The sequence below is a fragment of the Rhizobium sp. RU36D genome, assembly GCF_900176345.1.
In the GTDB taxonomy this organism is placed as follows: domain Bacteria; phylum Pseudomonadota; class Alphaproteobacteria; order Rhizobiales; family Rhizobiaceae; genus Allorhizobium.
This window is the reverse complement of the sequence record NZ_FWXU01000001.1, coordinates 174,987-187,025: the sequence shown is the minus strand read 5'-3', so window position 1 is coordinate 187,025 and position 12,039 is coordinate 174,987. Positions and strand designations below refer to the sequence as shown.

The window sequence follows — 12,039 nt, the reverse complement described above, 5'->3', positions numbered from 1 at the left end:
CATTTATTTCAATACGCTCCGCTGACGCAATTGCGACAGATGGACCCGCCGGCCAAGCAGGAAGACCGCTATGAAGGACAAGATTCATCCCGACTACCACCTGATTAAGGTGGTCATGACCGACGGCACCGAATATGAAACCCGCTCGACCTGGGGTTCGGAAGGCGCTGTCATGAACCTCGAAATCGACCCGAAGTCGCATCCGGCATGGACCGGCGGCAACCAGCAGCTGATGGACCGCGGCGGTCGCCTGTCGAAGTTCAACAAGCGCTTCGGCGGCCTCGGCCTCTAATCGAATTTTTGATTGTGTTCTTCGAAAGCCCGGCTTGTCCGGGCTTTTTGTCGTTTGGATGACCTGTGCGGCTCGATTGCCGGCATAGAAAAACCCGGTCGTTTGGCACGACCGGGCTTGTCAATCGTTGAGCCAGACTGGTTACGCCGACAGCTTGGCCATGACCTCGTCCGACACTTCGAAGTTCGAGTAGACGTTCTGCACGTCGTCATCGTCTTCCAGCGTGTCGATCAGCTTCATCAGCGACTGAGCCTTTTCCTCGTCCACCGGAACGGTGTTCTGCGGCTTCCAGATCGCTTTAACCGAGTCGGCTTCTCCGAGCACCGCTTCCAGCGCCTTGGAAACTTCGTTCATGTCTTCGAAGCTGCAATAGATGGTGTGGCCGTCGTAATCGCTGACGACGTCTTCCGCGCCGGCTTCGATGGCCGCTTCCATCACCTTGTCGGCGTCGCCGACCGAGGCCTTGTAGGTGATTTCACCGACATGGTCGAAGGAGAAGGAGACCGAGCCGGTTTCACCCAACGCGCCGCCGGCCTTGGTGAAGGTGGAGCGAACGCTCGACGCCGTGCGGTTACGGTTGTCGGTCAGTGCCTCGACAATGATCGCGACGCCACCGGGGCCGTAGCCTTCATAGCGGATCGCATCATAGCTTTCGGCGTCTGCACCGGATGCCTTCTTGATCGCGCGGTCGATATTGTCTTTCGGCATCGACTGCGCCTTGGCGTTCTGCACGGCCAGGCGAAGGGCGGCGTTCATGGTTGGGTCGGGCAAGCCCGATTTCGCCGCGACGGTGATTTCGCGCGCAAGCTTGGAGAACATCTTCGAACGGATACCGTCCTGCTTGCCCTTGCGGTGCATGATGTTTTTGAACTGTGAATGGCCAGCCATGGCACCCCTGATCACGTCTATTTTGTGGAATGCAGCCTTATATGTGCGAAGCGCCTGAGGTTCAAGGGCAGGGGCAGCTTTTGCAGGTATGGCTTCGGGACTGACCCCCGCGACTGCTCCCGGTGCTGGCGGAACAATTCGCAGAGGCCGTCGTTCACCAAGCTCCTGACGACACGAACATAAGGAGATGGTGATGGTCAGCCTGACGGAAGCCCGCGAAACCCCGGTTATTCAGCTTTGGGACGAGATCGACGAAATCCATGCCGGTATGCTTGGCCTTCAGGGCGAACACATGCATATGCAGCCGATGGCGCCCTTCGTGGACCGTGAGACGAACACCATCTGGTTCTACTCCAAGACCGATGCTGACCTGGTTCAGCGCATCCGCCCTGGCTCCCGGGCGCATTTCTGCGTCGTCGGCAAGAACCACGATTACCATGCCTGCCTGAGCGGCACGATTACGGAAACCCGCGACCCGGCCAAGATCGATGAATATTGGAGCTCGATCGTTGCGGCATGGTATCATGGCGGCAAGTCGGACCCGACGCTGACCATGCTTGCGCTGCGCGTTGACGATGGCGAGATCTGGGCTTCGACGGGCAATTCCCTGCGCTTCGGCTGGGAAATCGCCAAGGCCAATATGAGCGACGAAAAGATGCCTGACGTTGGCGTTCATCAGCATCTGGCGTTCACGCCTACACTCGCTAAGCAGTAATCGACTAACATCAGTCAGTTTTTCATGGGCGTCGTGGCTGTTGCTTCGGCGCCCTAGACACCTTTTAGAACCAGGATGAGCGGCTTCTTCGGCAGGTTGCGCATCGATACCGTCACGCTGGAATGTTCCGACATGGACCAGTCGTAGCGTTCGTCAAACATGGCGATGAAGCTATCGACCGGCGGTCCGCGGCGGTGCATCGGCAGGATCAGCGCAGAGCGCAGGCGCTGGATGACCTGGCTCATGCTCTGCGCACCCATGGTCAGCCCGCCATCGACAGGCACCATCACCACATCAAGCCGGCCGATTTCCGCATATTGCGTTTCGTTCAGCTCGTAATGCAGATGGCCGAGATGGCCGATGCAGAGGCCTGCCACCTCGAAGATGAAGATGGAATTGGCATTCGGCTCGACCTCGCCGCCCCAGCTTCTGATATCGCTCACCACATTGCGGATATAGGTATCGCCGACGAGGATATTATGCTTGGCCCCTTCGCCCGGCACATCGCTCCAACCATGCAGAACATTGGCGATGCCCGGATCAGGGGTCAGGGTATAGTGGCTGGAATGCGCCTTGTTCATGGTCACAACGTCAGGCAGCCGCGCCGATCGCAGCCAGCCATTATAATCCGTCGCGATCTCGACCCCGCTCGGGGTGGTTATCTGGAAGGTCGAATGGCCGAGAAAGGTGATGGTCACATCTTCCGCCAGCGCAGCTTTGTGAACCGGAAGCTCAGGGGTGTCCAATCGGGCAAACTGTACCGATGGCAGCGCTTCAGCCACGAGCTGGCATTGACTGACGGGCGGGCGGGCCTCCTGCGCCTGCGCAAGGCCAGCGAGGATCATTGAACCCAGGAAACCATAGGCTAGTCTCTGCAGCATCATGCCGCTCCCGCACCGTCAAGTCCGGGAGATCATGCCGCAGGACGGCGTGGTCTTCCACCCGCGGCGATGCAATCCGGACTCACAATTGCGTTATCTCAAGCGGGTAGAAAAAAGCCCTATCTCCAGAAATCGGGGATCGTTTCCGCCAGCCGTGGACCGAGCCTGAGCGGTGCGATCTTTTCGGCAAGCCCGGTGCTATCGGAGATCTCGACGCCGACGCCGCAGATGGTGGCGGGGCCATGGGCGGCCTCGAAGCGGCCCTTCGGCATCTTGGAAATGAAGCGGTTGAGCGGCTCTTCCTTCTCCATGCCGAGCGAGGAATCATAGTCGCCGCACATGCCGGCGTCCGACATATAGGCAGTTCCGCCATTGAGGATCTGGGCATCGGCGGTCGGCACATGGGTATGGGTACCAACGACGAAGCTCGCGCGGCCATCGACGAAATGTCCGAAGCACTGTTTCTCGCTGGTGGCCTCGGCATGGAAGTCGAAGATGATGGCGTCGGCCTGTTCCTTCAGCGGGCAGGCGGCTAGGATCGCTTCTGCTGACTTGAAGGGGTCGTCGAGTTCCGGATGCATGAAGACCCGGCCCATGATGTTGGCCACCAGCACGCGGGCGCCGTTGCGGGCATAGTAGAGCCCCGAGCCGCGGCCGGGCGTGCCGGCGGGATAATTGGCGGGTCGGAGGAATTGTTCGTGGCGCTGGCAGAAGGAAACAGCCTCCTTCTGGTCCCAGACATGGTTGCCGGTGGTGACCACGTCGGCGCCGGCATTGATGGTTTCGAGATAGATATCCTCGGTGATGCCGAAGCCGCCGGCCGCGTTCTCGCCGTTGACGATGACGAAGTCGAGCTTCAGATCCGATATCAGTCCGGGAAGTTTTTCCCAAACCGCCGTCCGTCCGGTCTTGCCCACCATGTCACCCAAAAACAGCAGTCGCATGCCTTGTCCTGTCGCTACCTGAATTGCCGCAAGCCGCTCTCCGTCACGATGGCATCCAGGGCAACGTCATGGGGCTCGAAGGGCACTTGTGGCACTTCCTGGCAGTCAAAGGCAATGCCGATCAATCGCGGCGGACGGCTCTTTCGACGCAGACGCGCGATTGCCCTGTCATAATGGCCCGCACCATAGCCGATGCGATTGCCCTTGTCGTCGAAGGCGGCGAGCGGAACCAGCATGATTTCCGGGTCGAGTTCGGTCGCATCCGGTCCAGGGCCACGCGTACCGAAGCCGGTATTGACCAGTTCCGCGCCCAGAACCAGTTCCCGGAAAACGATGGTTTCCTTGTCCATGACGACAGGCAGGCAAAGACGCGCGCCGTGGGCCTTCATATTAGACATTAGCGGTCGGATATCGGGTTCGGAGCGAATTGGGAAAAAGCCGGAGAGGATCGTTCCCGGCGAGAAGGTCAGCGCCTGGCCCGCATAGGTCGATATCGCCAGGCTCTTTTCCAGCCGCTGCTCGACATGGATCGCATCTCGCCGTGCCAGGCATTGCTTGCGGATGTCCGCCTTCATTTTTTTCGAATTCATTACTGCTGCCGTCATTTTAACCTTTGAGCGACATTTAAAGGCATCGGAACCGCAACAACAACTAAAAAGAGCTCCCGTAAGCGCTTTGGCACGCTGGGGAAAGGTGGTTTCTTGCAACGGCCCGTTAACTTCGTGAGTTTAATCTAAATTGACATAAGTCATCAAATGGAGTGGACGGTGAAGTTGTTCTCAAGATTTGGTCTGGTGGGGACCGTGACCGCAACGACGGCGGTGATCCTACTGATCGCCCTGTCAGTTGTGGCGTGGGCCATATCGGGCAGCATTTCAAAACGGATTGCCAGCCAGGCGCTTGAGGATCAGAACACGAGCCTTCGGATCGCCGCCACGATCATCGAGCGCGATGTGCCGGGAACCGCGATCACCTGGGCCAAGGATGGGAATGTCGAGCGCATCGTGATGAACGAGGTGCCGCGGGAATTCACGTCCCATACCATGATCGATTCCATCGGCCGGATGACCGGCCAGACCGCGACCATCTTCGGTTGGGATGACTCGAACAAGGATTTCTGGCGCCGCACCACCAATATCGTCAAGCCTGACGGCAACCGCGCGGTTGGAACGCAGCTCGGCCAGACCGGTGCCGTGTATCCTGTCGTCACCAAGGGCCAGACCTATCGCGGCGAGGCGGTCATTCTCGGAACGCCTTACTACACGATCTACCAGCCGATCTTCTCGCCGGCCGGCAGCGTGATCGGCATGGTCTATGCCGGTGTCCGCACTGCGGATATCAATGTGATCGCCACCCAGATGGCCTGGACCATCGGCATTTCGGCTGCCGTGGTGATGGTCGGCGCGGTTGGATTGATGATCTTCGTCGCCCGCAAGATCATGGGGCCGGTGCCGCGGCTGACCGGCGTGGCGGCTTCCTTGTCGGAGGGGCGCCTGGATATCGATGTGCCGCATCGCGATCTTCGCAACGAGGTCGGCGCATTGGCCCGTGCTCTCGACATCTTCCGCGAAAACGCCCTGGCGAAGGCCGAGATGGAGCGGGACGCTGCCGCCAATCGGTCCCTGAGCGAACAGGAACGGCAGGCGCGCGAAGCGGCGAAGGCGGACGAGACTCGGCAAACGCAATTTGCTGTCGACACTCTCGGCGACGCCTTGCATCGCCTGAGCGAAGGCGATCTGCGGATCCGGTTGGACCGGCCCTTTGCCGATGGACTGGACAGGCTGCGGATCGACTTCAACAATTCCGTAGAAAAACTGAGTTCGACTCTGGCGCATCTCCGCAATGAAACCATGTCGGTCGAGGCGAGTGCTTCGGAGATGCGCTCTGCTGCATCCGACCTGTCGAAACGCACCGAGCAGCAGGCCGCCTCGCTGGAGGAAACCTCCGCTGCGCTCGAAGAGATCACCTCGATCGTGCGCAGTGCGTCCAGCCGCGCCGATGAGGCATCCGACATGGCCAGCAAGACGCGCAAGAGCACGGAGGCCTCCAGCAAGGTCGTCTCCGACGCCGTGGACGCCATGGGGCGCATCGAAGGCGCCTCGAACGAGATTTCCAAAATCATCAATGTGATCGATGAGATCGCGTTCCAGACGAACCTCTTGGCGCTGAATGCCGGCGTCGAGGCTGCCCGCGCGGGTGAGGCCGGCAAGGGCTTCGCGGTCGTCGCGCAGGAGGTCCGTGAACTGGCCCAGCGGTCGGCCAATGCGGCCAAGGATATCAAGGCGCTAATCACCAAGTCGGGCGAGGAGGTTGCCGATGGCGTGCGCCTCGTGCAGGCCACGGGCCAGGCGCTTGGCACGATCTCCGACCAGGTCGCCCGCATCACCGATCATATCGCCTCCATCGCGACCTCCGCGCGGGAGCAGTCCACGGGTCTGCAGGAGATCAATGGATCGGTGAACAGGATGGACCAGTTCACCCAGAAGAACGCCGCCATGGTGGAAGAGACGACGGCCGTCACGCATCGGCTTGCCGAAAGCGCGTCGTCTCTCGCTGGCCTCATCAGTCAGTTCAGCCTGGACGATACGGGCTTCGCACATCAGCGCTCCGCAGCCCAGAGCTATCAGCCGACGCCCGTGCGCAGCCCTGCCACCAAGCCACGGATCTCGGAGGCAAAGGCCTCTAAACCGGTGCCGTCGCCTGCGCGCAGCATGGTGAATTCCCTGGCCAAGGCATTTTCGGGTGGTGCGCCCGCCACGCAGAAATCCGCCGAAAACTGGGAAGAGTTCTGAGCCGATCTCCCGCAAATCGAAAGGCTGCCTGGCTTGATTGCCGGCAGCCTTTTTTGCGTGCTTTGTCGGGAGGGCTGCTTAGGGGATTGAGAGCGAGGCAAATATCGCTAGCATGCCGCACAAGATGATCGGTCCCCGAGGCGAGGTGCGCATGTTTCTGCTTTCCCATATGCTGAAATCCTTCATCAAGAAGGGCCAGTTGACGGTCATCGATGCCGAGGGCAAGCGGCATGTGTTCGGCGGTGCGCCGGGTGGCCCTGTCGTCACCATGCGGCTCACCGATCCCAAGCTCTACAATTCGCTTGTTTTCAAGGCCGAGACCGTCGCCGGCGAGGCCTATATGGACGGCACCATGCGCTTCGAGGAAGGTTCTGACCTGCGCGACTTCCTGATGCTTTTCTCGGTCAACCGCCTGTCCCTCGGTAAATATCCGATCCAGAAGGTGCTGCGCGCCATCAAGATGAAGTTCCGCAAACGGCTGCAGTCCAACAAGAAGGACGAGTCGAAACAGAACGTCGCCCACCACTACGATCTGGGCAATGAGTTCTACCGGCTCTTCCTCGACGACAACATGCTTTATTCCTGCGCCTATTTCCGCGATGAAAACGAGACGCTGGAGCAGGCGCAGCGCAACAAGCTGAGGCTCTTGGCCGCCAAGCTCGACCTGAAGCCCGGCATGAAGGTGTTGGATATCGGCTGCGGCTGGGGCGACCTGGCTCTCTATCTGGCGCAACTGGAAAATGTCGAGGTGGTTGGCGTGACGCTGTCCACCGAGCAGCATGCGCTGGCCACCAAGCGCGCGGCGGAGGCCGGTCTTTCCAATCGGGTTCGCTTTGAGCTCAAGGACTACCGCGACGTTACGGAAAAATTCGACCGCATCGTCTCGGTCGGCATGTTCGAACATGTCGGCGTCCAGCACTATGACGAGTTCTTCAAGCAGCTCAATGCGCTGATGCCCGATGACGGCGTGGCTCTCATCCATTCCATAGGGCATATGAGCCCGCCCGGCATGACCAGCCCCTGGATCCGGAAATATATCTTCCCGGGCGGCTATTCGCCGGCGCTGTCGGAGGTGCTGGCCGTCACCGAGCAGAACAGTCTATGGGTGACGGATATCGAGGTCCTGCGCCTGCATTACGCCACCACGCTCGCCCATTGGGAGCGGCGTTTTCAGGCCAATCGGGACAAGGTCGTCGCCATGTATGACGAGCGGTTTGCGCGGATGTGGGAGTTTTACCTGATCAGCTGCGAGATAACCTTCCGTGCCGGCAGCCAGATGGTGTTCCACCTGCAGCTGTCGCGCAAGCGCGATGCGGTGCCGATCGTGCGCGACTACGCCACCGACAAGCAGCGTCTCTATATCGAGCGGGAGAAGGAGCTTGGGCTGGCGATCTGAAAGGCTGTCCTAAAGCGTGTCGCGATCTTTCAGATTCGCTTTCCACGCTTTAGCCCTTTGTTTTTTGAGCATGTCGTTATCGCAAAACCGCGGCACACTTTTGCGCGACATGCTCTATTCCAGCCCGCCATAGACGCGAACCAGGGCGCGCATGTCCGCCGCCGACGGTGATGCTTCGCCGGCAAGCCCTTCGGCGACGCCGGCCCGATCCGCCTCCGGGCGGTTCTGACTGACCTTCCACTTGCCTTCGATCGCCGAAATCTCGATCTCCAGGCCGACAATGCCTTTGACCTGGGCTTTGAGAAAGTCAGCCGGTGCGTCGTCGACCGCCCAAGGCGTCGATCGCTCGCCCTCGTGCCGATCGGTCAGGGCGCGAATTTGGGTGTGGAGCCAGGCCTCGTCATCAATGACACGCGGGGTGCCGCGCGCCTGCACGATGGCGTAATTCCAGGTGGGCACGACCTTGCCGGTCTCCCGCTTCGTTTCGTACCAGGAGGGCGTGATATAGCTCTGGGCGCCCTGGAACACGACCAGGGTCTCCGCGCCCTCGGCCAGCGCCCGCCATTGCGGATTGGCCTTGGAGAGATGGGCCTTCAGCACACCCATCTCCCCGCGGGTCGCGTCGATCTCGAAGGGGATGGGATTGGCCTGGAGCCCGCCATGGCCTGCCGATATCAGCAAGCCCAGGGGATGGGACCGGATCAGCGCCTGCATCACATCAAGGCGGGTTTCGCGAAAATGCGGCGGCTGGTACATCGGCTACGTTCCGGAAAGAGGTGCGATCCACGGCAACCGATGGAGATTTACGATCCTGGGTGCCTACAAACGTAGGTGGGCGCCATATGACCAAGCCCACGGGCCTGGTCAGGGACAGCTCCCTTTGGATCGAGTATGGCCCCAGGGATTGTGGTTCCTGTCGAGAGGCGCAGACCGCATCTAAGATATAAGGTGCTTTGGTGCCCCGCGCCAGTGGGCGGGCGGTTTGTTTGCTAGTTTTCCGCCGTGGCCGGCGCCGGGCGACCGTTCAGCTTGCGCGATATGGCGTTCAGCCGCTCGGCCAGTTCACCCAGCGCATCCGTCACCGCGTCTTCCTGCTGGGCGGCGGCTGCCAGAATGCCATGGCTGCCCTGGCGCAGTTCGCCCACCTCCGCCTCCAGCGCCTGGATGCGGCGGTTCATCTCGGCCATTTCGTCCATCACCATGATGCCCGCCATCACGGTGATGCGAAGGTCGCCGATCTCGCCGAACTGACGTTTCAGGTGGCTCACATATCGATCGAATTGCGTGGCGAGTTCCACCAGGTGGTCTTCCTGGCCCTCGTCACAGGCCATGCGGTAGGCCTTGCCATCGATCGTTACCGTAACCTGAGCCATAGGCCATCCCGAATGTTCGTGTACTGCGCGTTCTACCCTAGACGCCATCGCCATGCGGCGAAATTATGCAGCAGCAGTGTATTTCTCGAGGCTGGCGCTGTTGGAGGGAGCGCCGGGAGCATGCGATCTGTCTAGCGGTCGAGGACGGCCCTTATGGTTTCCATGGCGGTGACCAGGCGACGGGACACTTCACGATTGACCTCCTCGAGACGATTGGCGCGAAATTCCGACTGGTCGAGTTCCTGTGCCAGGCGTGCCCTGTCGGCATGCACGCGCCGCACCTCGCCCTCGACGTCGCGGTTTTCCCGCTGCAACTCAATCCGCATGTCGATGGCGTTTTCCAGCCCGTCGATGGCCTTGCGCAAGGCGCCGAGCGCGGCATCAACCTTGTTTTCCCTAGCCATCAATAGGTCCTGACTTGCCAAAAAAGGTCATCGAATCGATACGGCATGCTCTTAATGTCAAAGCGCGACAGTACTAAGCGAAATCGCCGCACGTCAACAAAACGACGGGTGCGGCAGCGTGCCTAATTGTGGACGGTCCGGGCGTTTGTCGATATCCTCAAGATCCCCGCCGGTGCATGCAAAATGGGCAGGGAAACCGAAAGCTGCCCAGCTTTGTGCCAAGCCCGGGCGGATTTATTGACTTGCGCGATCCACCTGCTATGGATCACCGGCCTTAAGACGGTCCGCCGCGATAAGCGACCGTCCCTTGTGACCCGGAACGAGCGGAACAGCTATGATTTCTCCCGAAAAACATACCCGGATGGCAAATGCGATCCGTTTCCTTGCCATGGACGCCGTGGAAAAGGCCAATTCCGGTCACCCCGGCCTGCCGATGGGCGCCGCCGACATCGCCACCGTTCTGTTCAGCCGCTACCTGAAGTTTGATCCCAAGAACCCGCTCTGGCCGGACCGCGATCGCTTCGTTCTGTCGGCCGGCCACGGCTCGATGCTGCTCTATGCGCTGCTCTATCTGACCGGCTACGAAGACATGACGGCGGAGGACCTCAAGCAATTCCGCCAGCTCCACGCCAAGACCGCCGGCCATCCGGAGTATGGCCACGCCTCGGGCATTGAAACCACGACCGGTCCGCTGGGCCAGGGCATTGCCAATGCCGTTGGCATGGCGATCGCTGAGCGCAAGCTCGCACAGGAATTCGGCAAGGAGTTGCAGGACCACTTTACCTATGTGCTGGTTGGCGACGGCTGCCTGATGGAAGGCATCAGCCAGGAAGCCATCGCCATGGCGGGCCACCTGAAGCTTAACAAGCTGATCGTCTTCTGGGACGATAACAAGATCACCATCGACGGTGCCGTCTCGCTGTCCGACTCGACCGACCAGATCGCCCGCCTGAAGGCTGCCAACTGGAATACCATCGAGGTCGATGGTCACGACCAGGCGGCCATCGCTGCCGCGATCGAGCAGGCGCAGAAGTCCGACCGTCCGACATTCATCGCCTGCAAGACCATCATCGGTTTCGGCGCGCCTAACAAGCAGGGCACTCACAAGGTCCATGGGTCGCCTCTCGGTGCCGATGAAATCGCCGCGGCACGCAAGTCGCTGAACTGGGAGGCCGAAGCCTTCACCGTGCCGGCCGATGTGCTCGACACCTGGCGTCTGGCCGGCCTTCGCTCGACCAAGGCTCGCAAGGAATGGGAAGCACGGCTCACGGCGGCAGACGCCGAGAAGCGCGCCGAGTTCAACCGTCGTTTTGCCGGCGACCTGCCGGGCGGTTTCGACACGGCAATCGACAATTTCAAGAAGAAGATTGCGGCAAACAACTCGACTGTTGCGACCCGCAAGGCATCGGAAGATGCGCTTGAAGTCATCAACGGCCTGTTGCCGGAAATGCTGGGCGGCTCGGCTGACCTGACGCCGTCGAACAATACCAAGACCAGCCAGATGAAGTCGATCACGCCGACCGATTTCTCCGGTCGCTACCTGCATTACGGCATTCGCGAGCATGCAACCGCTGCCGCCATGAACGGCATCGCGCTGCATGGCGGCCTGATTCCCTATTCCGGCGGCTTCCTGATCTTCTCGGATTATTGCCGTCCGTCAGTGCGTCTGGCGGCGCTGATGGGCATTCGCGTCGTTCACGTCTGGACCCATGATTCCATCGGCGTTGGCGAGGATGGACCGACCCACCAGCCGGTCGAGCATTTCGCCGCCCTGCGTGCCATTCCCAATCTGCTGTTGTTCCGTCCGGCTGACGAGACCGAGACCGCGGAGTGCTGGCAGTTGGCGCTGAAGGAAAAGCATCGCCCCTCCGGCCTGGCGCTGACCCGTCAGAACCTGCAGCCGGCACGAACCGAATACGAAGAGAAGAACCTGTGCGCCCATGGTGCCTATGAGCTGATCTCTGCCAGCGATGCGAAGGTCTCGATCTTTGCCTCGGGTTCGGAAGTCGAGATTGCGGTCAAGGCGCAGGCGACGCTCGCTGCCAAGGGCATTTCTGCCCGCGTCGTTTCCGTTCCCTGCTTCGAACTGTTCTTCGAGCAGTCCGCCGACTACCAGACCGCGATCATCGGCAAGGCGCCGGTGAAGATCGCCGTCGAAGCCGGCATTCGCCAGGGCTGGGACAGCTTCATCGGCTCGGATGGCGCCTTTATCGGCATGAAGTCCTTCGGTGCATCCGCGCCGGCCAAGGAGCTCTACAAGCATTTCGGCATCACGGCGGAAGCAGTCGTTGCGGCCGCCGAGGCCAAGCTCGGCTAAAGTCAAATTGCCGCATGGGCGTTTCAAAACGCCCATC

General features: G+C 60.5%; 12 protein-coding genes and 1 other RNA gene. 5 read left to right on the top strand and 8 right to left on the bottom strand.

The window, feature by feature from the left end; translation table 11 throughout:
* Nucleotides 1–70 precede the first annotated feature (70 nt).
* Nucleotides 71–292: a 50S ribosomal protein L31 gene (rpmE, locus tag B9A97_RS00960; RefSeq protein WP_084363104.1), complete on the top strand. Its 222-nt coding sequence runs from the start codon at nucleotides 71–73 to the stop codon at nucleotides 290–292.
* A gap of 141 nt (nucleotides 293–433) precedes the next feature.
* Here rpmE and B9A97_RS00955 read toward each other — a convergent pair whose 3' ends face one another.
* Nucleotides 434–1,180 carry a YebC/PmpR family DNA-binding transcriptional regulator gene (locus B9A97_RS00955; RefSeq protein ID WP_084363103.1) on the bottom strand — a complete coding sequence of 249 codons (747 nt, stop codon included), beginning with the start codon at nucleotides 1,178–1,180 and terminating at the stop codon, nucleotides 434–436.
* A 193-nt stretch (nucleotides 1,181–1,373) separates the two neighbouring features.
* Between B9A97_RS00955 and B9A97_RS00950 the strand changes: the two genes are divergently transcribed.
* Complete coding sequence (locus B9A97_RS00950) at nucleotides 1,374–1,895, top strand: pyridoxamine 5'-phosphate oxidase family protein (RefSeq protein ID WP_084363102.1); 522 nt, start codon at nucleotides 1,374–1,376, stop codon at nucleotides 1,893–1,895.
* 53 nt (nucleotides 1,896–1,948) lie between these two features.
* Here the strand turns inward: B9A97_RS00950 and B9A97_RS00945 are convergent, their stop codons facing one another.
* From B9A97_RS00945 to B9A97_RS00935, 3 genes are all read right to left on the bottom strand, one after another.
* Complete coding sequence (locus B9A97_RS00945) at nucleotides 1,949–2,779, bottom strand: MBL fold metallo-hydrolase (RefSeq protein WP_084363101.1); 831 nt, start codon at nucleotides 2,777–2,779, stop codon at nucleotides 1,949–1,951.
* A 116-nt stretch (nucleotides 2,780–2,895) separates the two neighbouring features.
* Complete coding sequence (locus tag B9A97_RS00940) at nucleotides 2,896–3,720, bottom strand: TIGR00282 family metallophosphoesterase (protein ID WP_084363100.1); 825 nt, start codon at nucleotides 3,718–3,720, stop codon at nucleotides 2,896–2,898.
* A 14-nt stretch (nucleotides 3,721–3,734) separates the two neighbouring features.
* Nucleotides 3,735–4,310 carry a 5-formyltetrahydrofolate cyclo-ligase gene (locus B9A97_RS00935; protein WP_084363099.1) on the bottom strand — a complete coding sequence of 192 codons (576 nt, stop codon included), beginning with the start codon at nucleotides 4,308–4,310 and terminating at the stop codon, nucleotides 3,735–3,737.
* Nucleotides 4,311–4,523: 213 nt separating this feature from the next.
* Between B9A97_RS00935 and B9A97_RS00930 the strand changes: the two genes are divergently transcribed.
* Both B9A97_RS00930 and B9A97_RS00925 read left to right on the top strand, forming a co-directional pair.
* On the top strand, nucleotides 4,524–6,512 hold the full coding sequence (locus B9A97_RS00930; protein ID WP_244564074.1) for a methyl-accepting chemotaxis protein: 1,989 nt from the start codon (nucleotides 4,524–4,526) through the stop codon (nucleotides 6,510–6,512).
* A gap of 151 nt (nucleotides 6,513–6,663) precedes the next feature.
* On the top strand, nucleotides 6,664–7,908 hold the full coding sequence (locus tag B9A97_RS00925; RefSeq protein ID WP_084363469.1) for an SAM-dependent methyltransferase: 1,245 nt from the start codon (nucleotides 6,664–6,666) through the stop codon (nucleotides 7,906–7,908).
* Between the two features lie 114 nt (nucleotides 7,909–8,022).
* Here B9A97_RS00925 and B9A97_RS00920 read toward each other — a convergent pair whose 3' ends face one another.
* The 4 genes from B9A97_RS00920 to B9A97_RS00905 form a co-directional block, all read right to left on the bottom strand.
* Nucleotides 8,023–8,664, bottom strand: coding sequence for an FMN-binding negative transcriptional regulator (locus tag B9A97_RS00920; protein ID WP_084363097.1), 642 nt, complete (start codon nucleotides 8,662–8,664; stop codon nucleotides 8,023–8,025).
* A gap of 20 nt (nucleotides 8,665–8,684) precedes the next feature.
* Nucleotides 8,685–8,843, bottom strand: a non-coding RNA gene (gene ssrS / locus B9A97_RS00915) — 6S RNA.
* Between the two features lie 54 nt (nucleotides 8,844–8,897).
* Nucleotides 8,898–9,281, bottom strand: a complete 384-nt coding sequence (locus B9A97_RS00910; RefSeq protein WP_084363096.1) for a cell division protein ZapA — start codon at nucleotides 9,279–9,281, stop codon at nucleotides 8,898–8,900.
* Nucleotides 9,282–9,412: 131 nt separating this feature from the next.
* Nucleotides 9,413–9,685 carry a DUF4164 domain-containing protein gene (locus tag B9A97_RS00905; protein WP_084363095.1) on the bottom strand — a complete coding sequence of 91 codons (273 nt, stop codon included), beginning with the start codon at nucleotides 9,683–9,685 and terminating at the stop codon, nucleotides 9,413–9,415.
* 334 nt (nucleotides 9,686–10,019) lie between these two features.
* Between B9A97_RS00905 and tkt the strand changes: the two genes are divergently transcribed.
* Nucleotides 10,020–12,002, top strand: coding sequence for a transketolase (gene tkt, locus B9A97_RS00900; protein WP_084363094.1), 1,983 nt, complete (start codon nucleotides 10,020–10,022; stop codon nucleotides 12,000–12,002).
* The last annotated feature ends 37 nt before the right edge of the window (nucleotides 12,003–12,039 follow it).